At 63.5% G+C, this 20,905-nt stretch carries 8 protein-coding genes; 5 read left to right on the top strand and 3 right to left on the bottom strand.

Features of this window, described 5'->3' with window-relative positions; all coding sequences use genetic code 11:
• Nucleotides 1-44: 44 nt before the first annotated feature.
• Nucleotides 45-2,360, top strand: coding sequence for a hypothetical protein (locus APH33_RS05050; protein ID WP_054884098.1), 2,316 nt, complete (start codon nt 45-47; stop codon nt 2,358-2,360).
• Complete coding sequence (locus APH33_RS26350) at nt 2,357-3,403, top strand: SUMF1/EgtB/PvdO family nonheme iron enzyme (protein ID WP_082433454.1); 1,047 nt, start codon at nt 2,357-2,359, stop codon at nt 3,401-3,403. The genes APH33_RS05050 and APH33_RS26350 overlap by 4 nt, the downstream gene beginning before the upstream one ends.
• A 532-nt stretch (nt 3,404-3,935) precedes the next feature.
• Here the strand turns inward: APH33_RS26350 and APH33_RS05040 are convergent.
• Nucleotides 3,936-4,220, bottom strand: coding sequence for a pyrimidine/purine nucleoside phosphorylase (locus APH33_RS05040; RefSeq protein WP_054884096.1), 285 nt, complete (start codon nt 4,218-4,220; stop codon nt 3,936-3,938).
• A 74-nt stretch (nt 4,221-4,294) separates the two neighbouring features.
• Nucleotides 4,295-4,846, bottom strand: coding sequence for an exonuclease domain-containing protein (locus APH33_RS05035; RefSeq protein WP_054884095.1), 552 nt, complete (start codon nt 4,844-4,846; stop codon nt 4,295-4,297).
• Between the two features lie 164 nt (nt 4,847-5,010).
• Between APH33_RS05035 and APH33_RS05030 the strand changes: the two genes are divergently transcribed.
• Both APH33_RS05030 and APH33_RS05025 read left to right on the top strand, forming a co-directional pair.
• Entirely contained in the window at nt 5,011-5,811 is an 801-nt protein-coding gene (locus APH33_RS05030) for an ABC transporter substrate-binding protein (RefSeq protein WP_054884094.1), read from the top strand.
• A 65-nt stretch (nt 5,812-5,876) separates the two neighbouring features.
• Nucleotides 5,877-6,890, top strand: a complete 1,014-nt coding sequence (locus tag APH33_RS05025) for a GNAT family N-acetyltransferase (RefSeq protein ID WP_054884093.1) — start codon at nt 5,877-5,879, stop codon at nt 6,888-6,890.
• A 128-nt stretch (nt 6,891-7,018) separates the two neighbouring features.
• Here APH33_RS05025 and APH33_RS05020 read toward each other — a convergent pair whose 3' ends face one another.
• Nucleotides 7,019-7,549 carry an RNA polymerase factor sigma-70 gene (locus APH33_RS05020; RefSeq protein ID WP_054884092.1) on the bottom strand — a complete coding sequence of 177 codons (531 nt, stop codon included), beginning with the start codon at nt 7,547-7,549 and terminating at the stop codon, nt 7,019-7,021.
• A 289-nt stretch (nt 7,550-7,838) separates the two neighbouring features.
• Here APH33_RS05020 and APH33_RS05015 point away from each other — a divergent pair, with 289 nt between their 5' ends.
• A complete protein-coding gene (locus tag APH33_RS05015; protein ID WP_054884091.1) occupies nt 7,839-20,780 on the top strand; it encodes a non-ribosomal peptide synthetase in 12,942 nt (4,313 codons plus the stop codon).
• Nucleotides 20,781-20,905: the final 125 nt, after the last annotated feature.

Here is a 20,905-nt window from a genome sequence, read left to right as displayed (position 1 = left end):
TACGAGCTTGATTCACAGGCTCTCAAACTGAGGATGGAGTGAACATGGAGTCCACCAACGATAGCCAGGCAGAAGCACCGCACGCAGAAGGGGTGACCAGTAGAGAGGGCACTGTAGTGGTTGCCTACCAGAAAGCCGCGCAGTGCTACTTCCGCCCCGACACCGAAGAGCTGGTATTCCTTGCCGGCATGGAGGCCGGCAGGTTTGAAACGCACTGGCGTGGCATGCAGGCCAGCATCAGCAACTTCCACGAGGCGCAAGCCAGGTATCAGGAAGTGCTTGAGGCCTACATGGCCGGTTCGCTGAAAGGCCTTTCGGCGCTGGCGCGGGACCAACACGAAATCGCAATTGCCGCTGCCGAAGACAATGTGGATGAACACCGCAAGGCGATACACGAGAAGCTGGGCACATTCTCGCAAAGCGGCATGGCCTACGAGGATGTGGTCGAACTGCTGCCGATCATAGGCCAGAACAGCAAGGGCAAGCGGGGCAAGAAGCCCATTCGCTATGCCTATGTCAAAAAGAGTTATTACGACGAAAACAAACAGGGAGGAAAGCTGAGCAGCAAGTCGCTCAAGGCCAAGGACAAGAAAACCGGCCAGCAAAGTTTTATCCGCAAGGACAAACGCGGCAATACCCGCATTGACACGCAGCTGTTACGGCAACAGTTGCAGAACCTGGAGTGGCCAAAGCTGAAGCTCGAGCTGGCCGACGTGCTGAAGTGGGCCGGTACTGACTTCAACCCGGAGGACTTGCAAAACGACCGCACGCTGTTCGACTGGGCGGAAAGCTGGAACGAAAGTGCAACGACCAGCGGCGCGGTGCTTGGTAGCGAGAATATCGATTTTTCGGCCGGTGCCCAGTTCATGCGCCTGGTTTCCAATGTGGGCGCCAGTGCCGATTTCGACCCCGCCAAGGGCCAGGCAGCGGTCAATGTCGGTGCCAAGGCCAGCTTCTCCATTGCCTCGGCAACGGTTGGCACTCAGGCCTACGTACCGGATCGCCTGGGCTGGTCGCTGGCCTATGCCCACGGTGATGGCCAAACCTTCGACATGGGCCGGATGCGCCTGTTGATCGAACCGGAGCTGACCGGCTTCATCGGCGGCTCGGTAGTGCTGGAAGGCCAGTTGCAGGTCGTGGTCAAAGGCGACAAACAGATGCTGGCCGGCCAACCGGGTGGGCGGCTGCCGCGCTTCGAAACGCGGCGCACCAAAGCAGCTGTGTTTCACCAGCAGATGGACGCCGAAGACGAGGGACTGAAGCTTACCGGTCAGGCATTTGCAGGGGTTCGGGCAGAGGGCAGCCTGAAAGGCAGCTTGCAGTGGTTGAAACCGGCGGGGCCGATCGACCCGGAGTACTGGACCGCGGGCATGCTGATGTCCAGTGGCGAGTTCACGGACTTTTGCACGATTGCGCCGAACATAGGCGGATTGGCAGGCGTTGGCGCGAGTGGAAAATTTCACTGCACGTTCATTAACGGCAAGTTTTGCTTTCATGTTGCTGCCAGCCTGTGTTGGGGCTACGGGGCCAAGGGCGGGCTTATTTTTGAGGTGGGTACTAATTCGATTGCGGAGTTTGGGGCGTGGTTGGTGTATCAGCTTCATCGATTGGATTATGGGTTCTTTTCTGTTGTCGATAAAGACGCGTTTGCTATCTATAGCAGGGCATGTGTGGTTGGGCTCATTGGTGTGGGTTTTGAACTTTACGCGCGCTATACGCAGTTTGGTAAAGACTTGTCGAAGGTGGCTGGTGATTTATCACATGCGTTGATTGAATTTGCTGGAAGTGCTAAAGGCCAGATTGCCGCATCTCGTCGGAGAAATATGTTGGCAAAAAATACTATTTCTCGTCGCTTTGAGTTGCTTACCTATACTCCGGAATCTAAAGGTATCTTGATTTATCTGCTGACTAGGCATGGCAAGCTGGATTATCAGGACCCGAATAATATGGGGGAGAATCTCGTGCCTGATTTCTTTCAGCAGCGAAAAGAAGCGGTGGTTTGGGTTTTGAGAAGTATTCAAACCCTTGTCGAGTGGCGAAAGGTGCTGTGCCGCGTAACAGTTGATGGTGGTAGCCAAGCCGGCGAGGGAGATGAGGCAATTGTAGAAAAACGGCAAGAACAGAGCTTGATAGAGTTCCTGCAAATTGGGTTCGATCGCGATGATGATCTTCGCAGGGCGAAGGACGAATTATACGCCATTCGAAAGGTTATAAGGTTGGGAAGCAGTTGGGGGTATGCGCTTACTATGAATAACACCGAATACTACAGGCTGAATTACGGTGATAACCCCAACTTCCCTGAGCGCTGTAGTTTTGGCCCTGGTTGCGGTGAATTTGATTTTAGGTGGGGGGAAGTATGAGGGCGTATCTGAATATTAGTCTAGTTTTGGTCGCTTCAGCTATTGGTGGGTGCGGCCAGGAAGTCAGCAGCAATGTAGCTAGTGCTCCGCAAGTGGATCCTGAAAGGGTTGAGGCTTTTGTTGAGAAGGTAGTCGAGCGGCTGGTGTACGTTGAAGGTGGCAAATACCTGATGGGGGATTTCGGTGCTGAGTATGGTTTGGAAAAAATTCAATATGATGCTGATGTGAACAGTAAGCCGCTTCATGAGGTAAAGCTTAGTAGTTTTTCCATGTCGAAGTTCAAGGTGACGAATGAGGAGTATGATTTTTACCTGCTGGCAAATCAGCTGCCTTTTGATGGTGTGGAGGATAAAATTGCAGAGTATACAAACTCCAAGCGCATGCGCAGTCATCCGCAGTTGCCTGCACATATCGACTGGTACGAGGCTGAAAAATACTGCAATTGGCTTGGCGTGGTCAGTGGTCTTCCATTCTCACTGCCCACTGAAGCCCAGTGGGAATACGCCGCTCGGAGCAGAGGGCAATTTATTGCCGTCGCCACGGATGATGGTACTTATAAGGTAACTGATGAGTTCTACAATCGCGATGGGAGTGGCGGTCCACGAGGTATTAATATTTCTACGATCAGGGATCGAGAGGAGTTTTCCAAGGCTATGGGATGGAAAGTTCAAAGTTTGACATCACTCCCGGTTGATCGTTTTCCACCCAACCCTTTAGGGCTGTATGCAATGTCTGATAATGGATTTGAATGGGTGAGTGACTGGTATGATCCTGATTATTACCACACCTCTCCTGTCCTGAATCCACAGGGTCCACCTGCGCCCGTTTATAAAGGAGAAGATACGGATAATAAGTATGCCAAGGTCCTGCGGGGTGTTGATTACGCCAACGCGCAATGGGGTGGAGGCTTTAATGTTCGGCGCCGGTACAATCCACCTGATGCAATCACGAAAAATATGTTTATAGATAAAGATCGCCGTGTAATTACCGACAAAACTGCTCGCTGCGTTGTAAACAGCCCTGTTCCTGTTAGTCGAGGTTAGGTCGTCAGGCTTGCAGATGTTTCAGGACGAAAACGCGTAATATAAGTGATAAATGCGCCAAGGTGATGAGCGGTGTTGATTCCGCTAATGTAAAGTGGGGCAGGGTTTGATGCTCGGTGTCGGTATTGTACTCCAGGTGCAATGAGGCAGAGTTTTTAGCAGAAGAGAGATATTCTCGTGATTACCGATATAACTGCTCTTTGCGTCGTGAATACCCTGTGCCTGCCAGTCCAACATGAAACCCGAGTGGATGTGCAAACGTGCAGCTTGTCCAGGCGCACACGGTCGGTTTGTTGAGTTGCGGTATTTTATCAACAGTTGGAATCGCAGGCCGAGGCGCTGAGTCTTGCTGGTGAGGCTTTTGCTGGCGCTTGAATGTAAGGCATCCTGAAGGGTGATTCCAGTCAGTAAAGGCACATTGGGGCCGCTAGGCAGCCCCAAATTGCTTAACTGATTTACCTGAAGATAGTTAGCAGGGGTTGAAGCCGGCAGGGCCGATTGACCCTGAACACTCTCACCCTGCTTGGGCAGATTAGTCGCGGTACTCGCACAGGTAAGCGGTATCTACCTTCACCTGCAGCTGGAACTTGCTGTCGGCCGGCACGTTGAACTTGTCGCCAGCGTTGAAGGTTTCCCAGTTGTCGCTACCCGGCAGTTTCACGGTCAGGGCGCCGGACACCACATGCATGATCTCGCGCTTGGCGGTGCCGAACTCGTATTCGCCCGGGGCCATCACGCCCACAGTGGCAGGGCCTTCTTCGCCTGCGAAGGCGATCGACTTGACGGTGCCGTTGAAGTACTCGTTGACCTTGAACATGGGCGACTCCTGAACAATGGGGGTGAAAAAGGGCTGGCCAGTATGCCCAAGCCCATTCGCCCCGTCATCTGCTTTCAGGTGCCGTTCGCAGGCAGGCTCAAGGGCAGCAGGCGTGCGGTGTTGCGGGCATCCTCCAGGGCCCGGTGCTGCTGCCCGCAAAAGTGCATGCCCGCCAGTTGCAGCGCCCCATTGAGCCCGGCCGGGCGCTGCAGGTGGCGAGCCTTGGCGAAGCGCTGCTTGAGGTTGATGTGCGGCAGCTCGCGCAGCAGGCTGTCGACCTCATGCTGGCGCCATTCCTGCAACAGCTGTTGGCGGTCGTAGTCGCCCCAGCTGACCCAGGCCTGCAACTGCTCGCGGTGGTGCCCCAGCCAGCGCTCGAAACGCTCCCACACCTCCGGGAATGCTGCGGCGCTGTCGACACTGGCCTGGCTGATGTGCGTAAGCTCGCGGCAGAACGGTGTCAGCTGCGGCCGACGCCGGGGCCGCACGAAGCGCTGGAAGTGGTCCACTTCGCGGCCTTCGCGGGTCACCAGGCTGGCGCCGATTTCAATGATTTCCATCTCTGTGACCGGCCAGCCACCGTCATCGGTGGTGGCTTCCAGGTCGATCACCAACCAGTGGCCCATACCAGGCTCCCTCGCCATACATGCCAAAGCAGCGTAGCCAATGTCTGGCCACACGGCATCCCCTGGCAAAATGCCCTCACTTTGGCATAACCGGCAGTTGTGCCTCGTCGGGAAAACGCCTAGCTTAAGCGCAACCTAGGTATGAACCGTAATGAGCGTCCGTTTTGACTCCAGCGTCCGGCCTGAAGTTGCTCTCCACCTTGATGATGCTGGCTGCGGCTTGGCTGGCGGCGCCGGCGTGGGCCGACGATGCCATTGAGGTGAAGATCGGCGCTGCGCATTTCCCGCCTTATACCGTGCGCCCCGAGCAAGGCGCCGATACCGGCTTGCTGCCCCAGCTGGTGGAGGCCTTGAACCGCTTGCAACCGGACTATCACTTCGTCCTAGTGCCCACCTCTATCCAGCGGCGCTTTGGTGATTTCCAGCAAGGCCGCACAGACATGGCGATCTTCGAGAACCCCGAATGGGGCTGGCAGCAGATCCCTCACCAGACGGTGGACATGGGCCTGGAGGATGCCGAAGTGTTCGTCGCCAGGAAGACCAACGGCCGCGACCAGCATTATTTCGACAATCTGAGCGGCAAGCGTCTGGCGCTGTTCAACGGCTATCACTACGCATTTGCCAACTTCAATTCCGACCCCAACTATCTGCGCAAGACCTACAACGCAACGCTGACCTATTCCCACGACAGCAACCTGCTGATGGTCCAGGCCGGCCGCTCCGATATTGCCCTGGTGACACGCTCCTACCTGAGCGACTTTCTGGCCCGCAACCCCGACAGCCTCGACCAGCTGGTCGCCTCGCAGCGCATCGACCAGGTCTACCACCACTATGCGTTGCTGCGTCCTGGTGCTCCGATCACTGATCAGAAGTTCGCCGAATTGCTGCGTCGTTTGCGCGACAGCGGCGAACTGACGCGCATCTTCCTGCCCTACCGGATCACCGTCGCCGCGCCGAACGACTAAATTCCCCGGTCATGGCCACGTCCTGACAAGTGAGCCTTTCTTTCGTTATTTCGTGAGCCAAGACCATGCCGTTCGATGCCGCTTCGCAGCCCCTGTACCTACCACGCTGGCGCAGCCTCGATGCCGAGGAGGATGACTGCCGGTTGAGCCTGTCCCTTGAAGGGCGCCCATTGATCCAGCTGCGTCTGGAGCCGGGTGATCCGCTGCACGTGCATGTGCAGAGCCTGTGTCCGGAGCGCCCACAGCAGGCGTTATGGGCTGCCTGCTATTGGCTGTTGTCGCGCGATCCGGCTCGCCAGCGCCTGGCTGTACATTTGCCCACGAGTATTGCGCAAGCTTTGGCCAGCGGCTTGCTGGTGGCCGGCGAAGTCGCCGGCGTCTACTTGTGCGAGCGCGCCTTGTTCTGGCAGTTGCCGCAGCCATGGCTGGGTAGTTCGAGCGGCGATGTCTACCCGCAGCAGATGCAGTTCAGCAACGGCAAGCGCCACCCGCGCCGGGCACCCAAGCCGCGTGGCGAGGTGTATCGCCGCTTCGATGCGCGGCTGGGTGCCTGGGTGTCGTTGCGCACCCTGGAAGTCGACCAGGACCTCGAGCGCTTCAACCGCTGGCAGAACAACCCGCGGGTGGAAAAATTCTGGCAGGAGGCGGGCTCGTTGGAGCAGCACCGCGAATACCTGACGAAGCTTGAGGCCGACCCGCATACCCTGACCCTGATCGGCTGCTTCGATGACCAGCCGTTCGCCTACTTCGAAGCGTACTGGGCCAAGGAGGATCGCATTGCGCCGTTCTATCCGGCCGATGATTACGACCGTGGCATCCACATGCTGGTGGGTGAAGAGGCGCACCGGGGCCCGCACAAGGTCGCCAGCTGGCTTTCGGCGCTGGTGCACTACCTGTTCCTGGACGACCCGCGCACCCAGCGGGTGGTGGCTGAGCCCCGTGCCGACAACGGCAAGATGATCGGCTACATGCACGATCAGTGCTTCCATTGCGACAAGGAATTCGACTTCCCGCACAAGCGCGCGGCGCTGATGATTCTGGGGCGGGAGCGGTTCTTCGATCGCTGCAAACTGGTTTGAGATCGCCGGGGCCGCTTTGCGGCCCTTTCGCGACACAAGGCCGCTCCTACAGAAATGCGCGATTCCTGTAGGAGCGGCCTTGTGTCGCGAAAGGGGTGCGAAGCGCCCCCGGCAATCCCAAACAGTACTCAGGCCTGCCGGCTGGCCGTCTTGCGGCAATGCACCAGGGCATCGCGGATCATGAAGTTGACCAGGGTCGGTGAAACCCCCAGTTCCTTGGCAATGTCCTTCTGCGGCACGCCGTGCAGGCGGTACATCTCGAAGGCATAGCGGGTGCGCTGGGGCAGTTCGTTGAGTGCCTCGGCGATGTGTTCGAGCGCCGCCAGGTTGATGTGCGTGGCTTCGGGCGAAGCGTTCGGGATGACCACGTTCAGGCCTTCCTCTTCGCTGCCGGAGTACTTCAGCTCCATCGCCTGCTTGCGGTAGTGGTCGATGGCCAGGTTGCGCACGATCTGGAACAGGTAGCTGAGCTGAGCCTTGAACGACGAGGTGATCTGCGGGGCGGCGCTGAGCCGGAAGAAGGCATCCTGCACCACGTCCTCGGCGCGCGAGCGGCAGCCGGTGATGCGCGCCGCAATCTTGACCAGGATGCTGCGGTTGTCGACGAATGCCTGGAGTAATGGTGAATCGCACTTACTTGTGGATAGTTGTTCCGCCATGGAAATCACCTTGTCTCGAAGGGGGGAGGGAGCACCCCTTGAGGGGAAGCTTCCTACGACGTGCGACAAGCTATTCATAATGATAATGATTGTCAAATACGAAAGTTAATGAGTTTCTATTCGTTTCAGTTCTAAAGCGAGCGACGTGATGCAGTTCACCTTGTACCCCCGCTGACGCTGCTAATTTCCCGCCGCGCCCATCCGTTCCCCTGTGTACATCCGGCCGCTGCCCGCCAACTTCGTGCGCTGCAGCCAGCCCGACTTAACCAGACACTGGCAGGAACCCCCCATGACGGACGCCTTCGAACTCCCGCTCTCGCTGGTCCAGGCCCTGGCGCAACGCGCTGCGCAGACCCCGGACCGCATCGCCCTGCGCTTTCTGGCCGATGCCCCTGGCGAGCAGGCCGTGCTCAGCTATCGCGACCTGGATGCCCGTGCGCGCACCATCGCTGCGGCGCTGCAGGCCCGCGCCAGGGTCGGCGAGCGGGCGGTGCTGCTGTTCCCCAGTGGCCCGGACTACGTGGCGGCGTTCTTCGGTTGCCTGTACGCCGGGGTCATTGCCGTGCCGGCCTATCCTCCGGAGTCGTCACGCCGCCATCACCAGGAGCGCCTGCTGTCGATCATCGACGACGCCGAACCGCGCCTGCTGCTGACCGTTGGTGCGCTGCACGGCAGCCTGCAGGATCTCGAAGCTCTGAGCGGCGACAACGCGCCGGAACTGCTCGCGGTAGATGCGCTTGACCCGGCGCTGGCCGAGCGCTGGCACGCGCCGGTATTGAGCGCGAGCGACATCGCCTTCCTGCAGTACACTTCCGGTTCCACCGCCCTGCCCAAGGGCGTGCAGGTCAGCCACGGCAATTTGGTAGCCAATGAGCAATTGATCCGCGCAGGCTTCGGCATCGACCTCAACCCGGACGATGTGATCGTCAGTTGGCTGCCGCTGTACCACGACATGGGTTTGATCGGCGGGCTGCTGCAGCCGATCTTCAGTGGCGTGCCGTGCGTGCTGATGTCGCCGGGCTACTTCCTCGCTCGGCCGCTGCGCTGGCTGCAGGCAATCAGCGAGTATGGCGGCACCATCAGCGGCGGGCCGGATTTCGCCTACCGGCTGTGCAGCGAACGGGTCAGCGAGGCGGCCCTGGCAGGCCTCGACCTGAGCCGCTGGCGCGTGGCCTATTCCGGCTCCGAGCCGATTCGCCAGGACAGCCTCGCCACCTTTGCCGACACGTTCGCCGCCTGCGGCTTCCAGCCGAGCAGCTTCTTTGCCAGCTATGGCCTGGCCGAAGCCACCTTGTTCGTCAGCGGCAGCCGCCGTGGCCAAGGCATCGGTGCGCTGGAGCTGGACGCCGAAGCCTTCGCTGCCAACCGTGCCGAAGCCGGTCAGGGCAGTGTGCTGATGAGCTGCGGCTACCCGCAGCCTGGCCATGCGGTGCGTATCGTCGAGCCTCAGCGCCTGGAGGTGTTGGGCGACAATCAGGTAGGCGAAATCTGGGCCAGCGGCCCGAGCATCGCCCTGGGTTACTGGCGCAACCCAGAAGCCACTGCGCGCACCTTCGTCGAAATGGACGGCCAGACCTGGCTGCGCACCGGCGACCTGGGCTTCATGCGCGACGGCGAAGTATTCGTCACCGGGCGTCTGAAGGACATGCTGATAGTTCGCGGCCAGAACCTTTACCCGCAAGACCTGGAAAAGACCCTGGAACGCGAGGTCGAAGGGCTGCGCAAGGGGCGGGTAGCCGTGTTCGCGGTCGACGATCAGGGCGAGGAGGGCATCGGCGTGGCGGTGGAAATCAGCCGCAACGTGCAGAAGGCAGTCAAACCCGAGGCGCTGATCAAGGCCCTGCGCCAGGTGGTCGCCGATGCCTGTCGCCAGGCGCCGGCCGTGGTCCTGCTGCTCAATCCGGGTGCATTGCCGAAGACCTCCAGCGGCAAGCTGCAGCGTTCGGCCTGCCGCCTGCGCATGGATGATGGCAGCCTGGATTGCTATGCGCGTTTTCCGCTGGCCGCCACCCCGGTTGCAGGCACAGCAAGCGACGATGACCTGCAGGCACGTATCGCCGGTATCTGGCGCGAAATACTCAAGGTCGAGGCGATTGCCGCTGACGATCACTTCTTGCTGCTGGGCGGCAACTCCATCGCCGCCACCCAGGTCACTGCACGGCTGGCCGAGGAGCTAGGTATCCCGCTGAGCCTGCGCACCCTGTTCGAGGCGCCAACGCTGGCCGAGTACTGCGCTGAGGTGGCCACCCTGCTGGCTGATGGTGCTGTTGGGCCCACCGCTATCACGGCACTGGCGCGTGGCCAGGCCTTGCCGCAGTCGCTGGCACAGAACCGCCTGTGGCTGACCTGGCAGCTTGAGCCGCAGTCTGCGGCCTACAACATTCCTGCCGGCCTGCACCTGCGCGGCGAGCTGGACGAAGCCGCACTTGAAGCCGCGTTCCAGGCGCTGGTCGCGCGCCACGAATCGCTGCGCACAGTGTTCAGCGAAGCCGACGGGCAGGCCTTGCAGCGTGTCCTGCCGGAGCAGCCGTTCACCCTTCGGCGCCTGGGCCTGGAAGGGCTGGCGCCCGAGCATGTGGTGTCACGCCGCGAGCAAGAGGCGCAGCAGCCATTCGACCTGACCCAAGGCCCATTGCTGCGCGTGACCCTGGTGCGCCTTGCTGACGAAGACCATCAGCTGTGGGTGACCTTGCACCACATCGTCGCCGATGGCTGGTCGCTGAATGTCCTGCTCGACGAATTCGCCAAACTGTACGCCGCCCGCTGCCAGGGCCTGGACGCCCAGCTGCCGGCGCTGACATTGGGTTACGCCGACTACGGCAGCTGGCAGCGGCAGTGGCTGGCCGAGGGCGAAAGCGCACGTCAGCTGGCGTACTGGAAAGCCGCATTGGGCGACGCCTTGCCAGTGCTCGACCTGTACCCGGACCAGCCGCGCTCCAGCCAGCAGCACAACCGCGCTGCCCGCGTGAGCGTGAAAGTGCCGGCCAAGCTGACCGACGCCCTCAAGGCCCTGGCCCGCGAACAGCAGGCCAGCCTGTTCATGGTCCTGCTGGCCGCCTGGCAAGGGCTGCTGCACCGCTATACCGGCCAGGGCGACATCCGCGTCGGCGTACCCAACGCCAACCGCCCGCGCCAGGAAACCCATGGAATGGTCGGCTTCTTCATCAACACCCTGGTGCTGCGTGCGCAGCTGGATGGCCGCCTGCCGTTCGCCCGGTTGCTGGCCCAGGTGCGCGGCGCGACCCTCGACGCCCAGGCCAACCAGGACCTGCCGTTCGAGCAATTGCTCGAAGCCCTGCCCGACGCTCGCCAGCAGGGCCTGTTCCAGGTCATGTTCAACCACCAGCAGCGTGACCTGTCAGCGTTGCGCCGCCTGCCGGGTTTGCTCGCCGAAGAACTGCCGTGGCACAGCCGCGAAGCCAAGTTCGACCTGCAACTGCACAGCGAAGAAGACCACCAGGGCCGCCTGAGCCTGGCCTTCGACTACGCTGCCGAGCTGTTCGATGTCAGCACCGTCAAGCGTCTTACCCAGCACCTGCTGGCACTGCTCGAGCAAGTCTGCGCGCAACCGCTACTGCCGCTGGGCGATGTGCAACTTCTGGACGAGCAGGGGCGTGAACAACTGCTGGCCTGGGGTGAGGCACCTGTGCCCGCCGCGCAGCGCTTGCTGGTCGAGCAGCTCAACGAGCAGGCGCGCCTGACTCCGGAACGTACCGCCCTGGTCTGGGACGGTGGCAGCCTCGGCTACGCCGAACTGCATCAGCAGGCCAACCGGCTGGCGCACTATCTGCGCGACAAAGGCGTCGGCCCCGACACGTGCGTAGCCATCGCGCTGGAGCGTTCGCCGCAGCTGCTGGTCGGCCTGCTGGCGATCCTCAAGGCGGGCGGCGCCTATGTGCCGCTGGACGTCGACTACCCGGCCGAGCGCCTGGCCTACATGCTCGGCGATTGCCAGGCTAGCCTGCTGCTCAGCCACAGCAGCCTGCTGGGTACGTTGCCGCAGGTCGATGGCGTCAGCGCCATCGCCGTTGATCAACTGCACCTCGACAGCTGGCCCAGCCAGGCACCGGGCCTGCACTTGCATGGCGACAACCTGGCCTACGTGATCTACACCTCCGGTTCTACCGGCCAGCCGAAGGGCGTGGGCAATACCCATGCGGCGCTGGCCGAGCGCCTGCAGTGGATGCAGGCCCGCTATGCGCTGGATGAAAGCGATGTGCTGATGCAAAAGGCACCGATCAGCTTCGACGTCTCGGTGTGGGAGTGCTTCTGGCCGCTGATCACTGGCTGCAAACTGGTCCTGGCCGGCCCTGGCGAGCACCGCGACCCGCAGCGCATTGCCACGCTGGTGCAGCAGCATGGCGTGACCACGCTGCACTTCGTACCGCCGCTGCTGCAGGTGTTCGTGCAAGAGCCACTGGCCGCCGGCTGCAACAGCCTGCGCCGGCTGTTTTCCGGTGGTGAAGCGCTGCCTGCGCAGTTGCGTGACCGTGTGCTGCAGCTGTTGCCACAGGTGCAGTTGCACAATCGCTACGGCCCGACCGAAACCGCCATCAACGTCACACACTGGCATTGCCAGGCAGCCGATGGCGAGCGTTCGCCGATCGGCCGCCCGCTGGGTAACGTCCTCTGTCGGGTGCTGGACGATGAACTCGAACTGGCTGCGCCTGGCGTGCCGGGCGAGCTGTATCTGGGCGGTGCCGGCCTGGCCCGCGGTTACCTGGGCCGTCCGGGCCTGACTGCCGAACGTTTCGTGCCCCAGGCTGGCGGCAACGGCGCGCGCCTGTACCGCAGCGGTGACCGCGCCCGCTGGCAGGTGCAAAGCGAGGCCCTGGAATACCTCGGTCGCCTCGATCAGCAGGTCAAGGTGCGTGGCTTCCGCGTCGAGCCTGAAGAAGTGCAGGCATGCCTGTTGGCTCAGGCGGGTGTCGAACAGGCGCTGGTGCTGATTCAGCAGGACGCGGTCGGTGCGCAGCTGGTGGGTTACTACAGCGGAAACGCAACGGCCGAGGTGTTGCTGGCCACACTGGCAAGGCAATTGCCGGCATACATGGTGCCGGCTCAGTTGATCGGCCTGGAGCACTTGCCGCTGGGCCCGAGTGGCAAGGTCGACCGCAAGGCACTGCCTGCACCGGTCTGGCAGCAGCGCGCCCATGTCGAGCCACAGACCGCATTGCAGCAGCAGGTAGCGGCCATCTGGCGCGAGGTGCTGAACCTGCCGCAGGTCGGCCTGCACGACGATTTCTTCGCCCTCGGCGGCCATTCGCTGCTGGCCACCCAGATCGTCTCGCGTACCCGTCAGGTGTGTGATGTCGAGCTGCCGCTCAAGACGCTGTTCGAGGCCAGCGAGCTGGTTGCGTTCTGCGAGGTAATTGCCCAGGTCCGCGCTGCCGGTGCGCGCAACCAGCAAGGTGCAATCGCCCGGGTCGACCGCCGCCAGGCCGTGCCGCTGTCCTACTCGCAGCAGCGCATGTGGTTCCTCTGGCAGATGGAGCCGGACAGCCCGGCCTACAATGTTGGCGGCATGGCGCGTCTACGCGGGGCGCTGCATGTGGATGCCTTCGAACGCGCCCTGCAGGCGCTGATCGTGCGCCACGAGACCCTGCGCACCACCTTCCCCAGCATCGATGGCGTGCCATACCAGTGCGTTGCCGACGACAGCGGGCTGCAACTGGACTGGCAGGACTTCACGGCCTTGCCAGCCGACATCCGTCAGCAGCGCCTGCAACAACTGGCTGACGAGCAGGCCCACCAGCCATTCGACCTGGAGCGCGGGCCGCTGCTGCGCGCCTGTCTGGCCAAGACCGAGGACCGTGAACACTACTTCGTGCTGACCCTGCACCACATCGTCACCGAAGGCTGGGCCATGGACATCTTCGCCCGCGAACTGGGCGAGCTCTATGAAGCCTTCGTCGATGAGCGCGAGTCGCCATTGGTGCCGCTGCCGGTGCAGTACCTGGACTACAGCGTGTGGCAGCGGCAATGGCTGGAAGGCGGTGAAGGCGCACGCCAGCTTGCCTACTGGAAAGACCGCCTCGGCGATGAGCACCCGGTACTGGCGCTGCCCGCCGACCGCCCGCGCCCTGCCGTGCAGAGCCACCGTGGCGAGCTCTACCGCTTCGAACTCGACCCGGCACTGGTCGCCCGCGTGCACGCCTTCAACAAGCAGCGTGGCCTGACCCTGTTCATGACCATGACCGCCACCCTGGCCGCGTTGCTGCACCGCTACAGCGGCCAGCGAGACCTGCGCATCGGCGCGCCGGTGGCAAACCGTATCCGCCCGGAAAGCGAAGGCCTGATCGGCGCTTTCCTCAATACCCAGGTGCTACGTTGCGAGCTAGACGGGCAAATGACCGCCGCCGCCTTGCTCGAGCAGGTCCGCCAGGCCGCCATCGAAGGCCAGTCGCACCAGGACCTGCCGTTCGACCAGTTGGTCGAGGCCCTGCAGCCGCCGCGCAGTAGCGCCTACAACCCGCTGTTCCAGGTGATGTGCAACGTGCAGCGCTGGGCCTTCCAGCAGAGCCGCACACTCGCGGGAATGCAGGTGGATTACCTGGTCAACGACGCCAGCGCCACCAAGTTCGACCTGTACCTGGAGGTCACCGACCTCGACGGCCGCCTGGGCTGCTGCCTGACCTACAGCCGCGACCTGTTCGACGAGCCGCGCATCGCACGCATGGCCGAGCACTGGCAGCAGCTGCTGGTCGGCCTGCTCGACAACCCGCAACAGCGCCTGTGCGAGCTGCCGATGCTGGCCACTGCCGAGCAGCAAATGCTGATTGGCCAGTTGCAGGGCGAGCAGGATTTCGCCCTCGACCAGACGCTGCACGGCCTGTTCGCCGCCCAGGCGGCGCGTACGCCGAAAGCGGGTGCACTGACCTTCGCCGGCCAGCACATGACCTACGCCGAGCTTGACCAGCAGGCCAACCGCCTGGCCCGTGCCCTGCGTGAACGCGGGGTCGGCCCGCAGGTGCGGGTGGGCCTGGCGCTGGAGCGCTCGCTGGAGATGGTGGTCGGCCTGCTGGCCATTCTCAAGGCCGGTGGCGCCTATGTGCCGCTCGACCCGGAGTACCCGCTCGACCGCCTGCGCTACATGATCGAAGACAGCCGCATCGGCCTGCTGCTAAGCCAGCGGGCACTGCTCGAAAGCCTCGGTGGACTGCCCGGCGGGGTAGCTCGCTGGAGCCTGGAGGACGATGCCGCGAGCCTCTCGGCCTACAGCGATGCGCCTCTGCATGACTTAAACCTGCCGCAGCATCAGGCCTATTTGATCTACACCTCCGGCTCCACCGGCAAGCCCAAGGGCGTGGTGGTCAGCCATGGCGAAATCGCCATGCACTGCCAGGCGGTGATCGACGCCTTCGGCATGCGCAGCGATGACTGCGAACTGCACTTCTACTCGATCAACTTCGACGCGGCCAGCGAGCGCTTGCTGGTGCCGCTGCTTTGCGGCGCCCGTGTGGTGCTGCGCGCCCAGGGCCAATGGGGCGCCGAGGACATCTGCCAGTTGGTGCGCGAGCAGCGGGTGAGCGTGCTCGGATTCACCCCGAGCTATGGCAGCCAACTGGCCCAGCACCTGGCCGGGCAGGGTGAACAACTGCCGGTGCGGCTGGTGATCACCGGCGGCGAAGCGCTGACCGGCGAGCACTTGCAGCGCATCCGCCAGGCGTTCGCCCCGCAGCAGTTCTTCAACGCCTACGGGCCCACCGAAACCGTGGTCATGCCGCTGGCTTGCCTGGCGCCGCAGGTCATGCCTGCCGACGCTGGCAGCGTGCCGATCGGCCGGGTGATCGGTGCCCGCACCGCCTACATCCTCGACGAGGACTTGGCGCTGCTGCCGCAAGGGGGGATCGGCGAGCTGTACGTCGGCGGTGCCGGCCTGGCCCAGGGCTACCACGACCGCCCGGGCCTTAGCGCCGAGTGTTTTGTCGCCGACCCGTTCAGCCGTGACGGCGGCCGCCTGTACCGCACCGGCGACCTGGTACGCCTGCGTGTCGATGGCTCGGTGGAATACGTCGGCCGTGCCGACCAACAGGTGAAGATCCGTGGTTTCCGCATCGAACTGGGCGAAATCGAAAGCCGCCTGCAAGAACATGCCGATGTCGACGAGGCGGTGGTACTGGCCCTCGACCTGCCGGGTGGCAAGCAGCTGGTCGGTTACCTTGTTTGCCAGCAGGCCGCCGCCGACAGCGAGGCTCAGGTCAGGCTGCGTGAAGCGGTCAAGGCCGATGTCCGTCAGCACCTGCCGGACTACATGGTACCTGCGCACCTGGTGTTGCTCGAGCGCCTGCCGCTGATGGGCAACGGCAAGCTCGACCGCCGCGCACTGCCGGCACCGGACCTGGAGCAGGCCCGCCAGCATTACCAGGCGCCGGCCAATGAGCTGGAGGAGCAACTGGCGCACGTCTGGCGCGAAGTGCTCAACACGTCCCGCGTGGGTGTGCAGGACAACTTCTTCGAGCTGGGTGGTGACTCGATCCTGTCGATTCAGGTGGTCAGCCGTGCACGCCAGCTGGGCCTGCAGTTCACCCCGCGTGATTTGTTCCAGCACCAGACCATCCAGACCCTGGCGGCCGTGGTCAGCCGCAGCGCCGCGCCGAGCAGCATCGAGCAGGGCCCGCGCGAAGGGCGCAGCGGCCTCACGCCGATTCAGCACTGGTTCTTCGACAGTGACGTCGCCCAGCCGCAGCACTGGAACCAGGCCGTGCTGCTGGAGGCGCGTCAGCCCTTGGACCGTGCCACCCTTGAACAGGCCTTGACCGGGCTGGTGACGCACCACGACAGCCTGCGCCTGCGCTTCGTCCAGGGGCAGGCGGCCTTTGCCGCGGTACCTGCCGAGCAATTGCTGTGGACCGCCACGGTCGCCGACTTCGCCGACTGCCAGGCGCTGTATACCGACGTGCAGCGCAGCCTCGACCTGGAACGGGGCCCGCTGTTGCGCGCCTTGCTGGTCAGTGACGGGCAGGGCGCCCAGCGCCTGCTGCTGGCGATCCACCACCTGGTGGTCGACGGTGTGTCCTGGCGTGTGCTGCTCGAAGACCTGCAGGCGCTGTATCGCGGCCAGCCACTGGCGGCCAAGACCCACGCCATGGCCGACTGGGCTGCGCGCCTGGCCAGCTATGCCGGCAGCGATTCGCTGCGCGACGAGCTGGACTGGTGGCAAGGCCAGCTTGGCAGCGTGCGCCATGAGCTGCCGTGCGATCACCCGCAGGGTGGCAACCTGCACCGGCATGCCGACACCCTGGCCATCGGCCTGGACGCAGAACAGACCCGGCAGTTGCTGCAACAGGCACCGGCGGCCTACCACACCCAGGTCAACGACCTGCTGCTGACCGCGCTGGCCCGCACCCTGTGCCGCTGGAGCGGTGACCAGGAAGTGCTGGTGCAGCTCGAAGGCCACGGCCGTGACGGCCTGTTCGAGGACATGGACCTGACCCGCAGCGTCGGCTGGTTCACCAACGCCTACCCGCTGCGCCTGAACCCGCAGGCCGGCGAAGATGATGCTGCGCGTGCCACCTCGATCAAGTGCATCAAGGAACAGCTGCGGCAGGTGCCGCACAAGGGGCTGGGCTACGGCGTGCTGCGCTATCTGGGCGATGAGGTCAGCCGCGAAAGCATGGCGGCGTTACCGCAGGCACGCATCACCTTCAACTACCTGGGCCAGTTCGACCAGCAGTTCGACGAAGCCGCCTTGTTCCTGCCGCTGGATGCGCCGGCCGGCCTGGCTCACGATCTGGATGCGCCGCTGCCGAACTGGCTCAGCATCGACGGCCAGGTCTATGGCGGTGCCCTGCAACTGCGCTGGACCTACAGCCGCGAGCGCTATGACGAGCGCACCATCGCGCAGCTGGCCGAAGCCTATCGCCAGGAGTTGCTGGCGCTGGTCAGCCACTGCCTGGCCGATGGCAACGGCAGCTTCACGCCCTCGGACTTCCCGCTGGCGCACCTGAGCCAGCAGCAGATCGACGCGCTGCCGGTCCCCGCCGCGCAGATCGAAGACGTCTACCCGCTGACGCCGATGCAGGAGGGCATGCTCTTGCACACCCTGCTTGAACCGGGCACCGGCCTGTACTACATGCAGGACCGCTACCGCATCAACAGCGCCCTCGACCCGCAACGTTTCGCCCAGGCCTGGCAGGCGGTGGTGGCGCGTCACGAAGCCCTGCGTGCATCGTTCAGCTGGAATGCCGGCGAGACCATGCTGCAGATCATCCACAAGCCGGGCAATACGCCGGTGGACTACCAGGACTGGCGCGGCCTGGATGAAACCGCCCAGGAAGCGCGCCTGCAGGCCCTGCACAAAGAAGAGCGCGAAGCGGGCTTTGCCCTGCTGCAGGAGGCGCCGTTCCAGCTGCGCCTGGTGCGGGTCGACGACCAGCGCTACTGGTTCATGATGAGCAACCACCACATCCTCATCGATGCCTGGTGCCGTTCGTTGCTGATGAACGATTTCTTCGAAATCTATCAGGCCCTCGGCGAAGGCCGTCAGGCGCAGTTGCCGGTGCCGCCGCGCTACCGCGACTACATCGGCTGGCTGCAACGCCAGGACATGGACGAAGCGCGCAACTGGTGGCAGGCCAACCTGGCCGGCTTCGAGCGCGCCACGGCGCTCCCCAGCGACCGCCCGCTGCGCAACGACCACGCCGGTGACGGCATGGTGGTGGGCGACTGCTATTCCCGTCTGGAGGTAGGCGACGGCGTGCGCCTGCGCGAACTGGCCCAGGCCCATCAGCTGACCATCAACACCTTCGCCCAGGCGGCCTGGGCGCTGGTGTTGGCGCGCTACAGCGGTGACCGCGACGTGGTCTTTGGCGTGACCGTGGCCGGGCGCCCGGTGAGCCTGCCGCAGATGCAGCGCACGGTCGGCCTGTTCATCAACAGCATCGCCCTGCGCGTGCAACTGCCCGAACCGGGCCAGCGCCTCAGCGTGCGCCAATGGCTGCAAAGCGTGCTGGAACGCAACATGGAGTTGCGCGAGTACGAGTACCTGCCGCTGGTGGCGATCCAGGAGTGCAGCGAACTGCCCAAGGGCCAGCCGCTGTTCAACAGCTTGTTCGTGTTCGAGAACGCCCCGGTGGAAACGGCGGTGCTCGACCATGCCCAGCACCTCAACGCCAGCTCCGATTCGGGCCGCACCCACACTAACTTCCCGTTGACGGCGGTGTGCTACCCGGGCGATGACCTGGGCCTGCACCTGTCATTCGACCAGCGCTACTTCGACTACCCGACCGTCGAGCGCCTGCTGGCCGAGTTCAAGCGCCTGCTGCTGGCGCTGGTGCAGGGCTTTGAAGGGGAGGTGAGTGAATTGCCGTTGCTGGGCGAGGAGGAGCAGCGCTTCCTGCTCGACGACTGCAACCGCACCGGGCACGCCTACCCGCTGGAGCAGAGCTACGTGGCACTGTTCGAAGCGCAGGTGGCTGCCCACCCTGAGCGCACCGTTGCCCGCTGCCTCGATGCGTCTTATGACTACGCCGGGCTGAATCTCGCGGCCAACCGCCTGGGCCATGCCCTGGTTGGTGCGGGCGTGGCCATCGACCAGCCGGTTGCCCTGCTGGCCGAGCGGGGCTTGCCGCTGCTGGGCATGATCGTCGGCAGCTTCAAGGCCGGCGCCGGCTACCTGCCGCTGGACCCAGGCCTGCCGTCGGCGCGCCTGCAACGTATCGTCGAACTGAGCCGCACGCCAGTGCTGGTGTGCAGCGCAGCCTGCGCCGAGCAGGCGCGCCAGTTGCTGGATCAACTTGAGGGTGTGACGCGGCCGCAGCTGCTGGTGTGGGAAGAGGTGCAGGGCAGCAGCGTCGCCAGCCATAACCCAGGCATCCACAGTGGGCCGGACAACCTGGCCTACGTGATCTACACCTCCGGCTCCACCGGGCTGCCCAAGGGCGTGATGGTCGAGCAGCGCGGGATGCTCAACAACCAGCTGAGCAAGGTGCCGTACCTGGCCTTGAGCGAGCATGACGTGATCGCCCAGACCGCCTCGCAGAGCTTCGACATCTCGGTCTGGCAGTTCCTTGCCGCGCCGTTGTTCGGCGCCCGGGTGGAGATCGTGCCGAACGCCATCGCCCATGACCCGCAAGGTTTGCTGGCGCATGTGCAGGCCACCGGTATCACGGTGCTGGAAAGCGTGCCATCGCTGATCCAGGGCATGCTGGCCAACGATCATCAGGCGCTCGATGGCCTGCGCTGGATGCTGCCGACCGGCGAGGCGATGCCGCCGGAACTGGCTGCGCAATGGCTGCTGCGCTATCCGCAGATCGGCCTGGTCAATGCCTACGGGCCGGCGGAGTGCTCGGATGACGTGGCCTTCTTCCGCGTCGACATGGCCTCGACCCGTGGCAGCTACCTGCCGATTGGCACGCCGACCGACAACAACCGGCTGTACCTGTATGGCGAGGACCAGGCGCTGGTACCGCTGGGGGCGGTGGGTGAGTTGTGCGTGGCAGGTACTGGCGTCGGCCGTGGCTATGTCGGCGACCCGGTGCGCACGGCACTGGCGTTCATCCCGCACCCGCACGGAGCGCCAGGCGAACGCCTGTACCGTACCGGTGATCTGGCGCGGCAGCGCCCGGACGGGGTGTTCGAGTATGTCGGGCGTATCGACCATCAGGTGAAGATTCGCGGCTACCGTATCGAACTGGGCGAGATTGAGGCGCGTCTCCACGAGCAGGCCGAGCTACGCGATGCGGCGGTGGGGGTGCAGGAGGGTGCCAGTGGCAAGCATCTGGTTGGCTACCTGGTGGCACACCAGGGTGTACCCGCCGATGCCGCGCTGCTGGAGCAGGTCAAGCAGCGCTTGCGTGCGCAGCTTCCCGAGTACATGGTGCCGCTGCACTGGGGCTGGTTCGCCAGCCTGCCGCACAACGTCAACGGCAAGCTTGACCGCAAGGCATTGCCGGCCATCGAGATCGGCGGGCAGCACAGCCAGGCCTACCTGGCGCCGCGGGATGAGCTGGAAGCGGTGCTGGCGGCTATCTGGGCCGATGTGCTCAAGGCCGAGCGGGTCGGGGTGCATGACAACTTCTTCGAACTGGGCGGGCATTCGCTGCTGGCCACGCAGATCGCGTCGCGGGTGCAGAAGCAGTTGCAGCTGAACGTGCCGCTGCGGGCGATGTTCGAGTGCAGCACGGTGGAGGCGTTGGCCGATTACGTGCGTGGGTTGCAGGGGAGCGTGGTGGATGAGGCGAAGGCTGATCGGCTCAGTGATCTGATGGCGGAGCTTGAAGGGCTGTAGATCGCGGGGGGCGCTTTGCGCCCCTTTCGCGACGCAAGGCCGCTCCTACAGGGGATCGCGTATTCCTTAGGAGCGGCCTTGCGTCGAGAACGGGCTGCGAAGCAGCCCCAGCTTCAGCGCTTGCC

Origin of the sequence: Pseudomonas sp. NBRC 111130 (assembly GCF_001320485.1) — a bacterium.
In the GTDB taxonomy this organism is placed as follows: domain Bacteria; phylum Pseudomonadota; class Gammaproteobacteria; order Pseudomonadales; family Pseudomonadaceae; genus Aquipseudomonas; species Aquipseudomonas vlassakiae.
The sequence above is the reverse complement of the archived record's forward strand: the minus strand, read 5'-3'. Positions and strand labels throughout refer to the sequence as shown.

Excerpts from the sequence above, each read along its gene's own strand:
- APH33_RS05050 (WP_054884098.1), top strand. The coding sequence starts at position 45 with ATGGAGTCCACCAACGATAGCCAGGCAGAAGCACCGCACGCAGAAGGG.
- APH33_RS26350 (WP_082433454.1), top strand. The coding sequence starts at position 2,357 with ATGAGGGCGTATCTGAATATTAGTCTAGTTTTGGTCGCTTCAGCTATT.
- APH33_RS05040 (WP_054884096.1), bottom strand. The coding sequence starts at position 4,220 with ATGTTCAAGGTCAACGAGTACTTCAACGGCACCGTCAAGTCGATCGCC.
- APH33_RS05035 (WP_054884095.1), bottom strand. The coding sequence starts at position 4,846 with ATGGGCCACTGGTTGGTGATCGACCTGGAAGCCACCACCGATGACGGT.
- APH33_RS05025 (WP_054884093.1), top strand. The coding sequence starts at position 5,877 with ATGCCGTTCGATGCCGCTTCGCAGCCCCTGTACCTACCACGCTGGCGC.
- APH33_RS05020 (WP_054884092.1), bottom strand. The coding sequence starts at position 7,549 with ATGGCGGAACAACTATCCACAAGTAAGTGCGATTCACCATTACTCCAG.
- APH33_RS05015 (WP_054884091.1), top strand. The coding sequence starts at position 7,839 with ATGACGGACGCCTTCGAACTCCCGCTCTCGCTGGTCCAGGCCCTGGCG.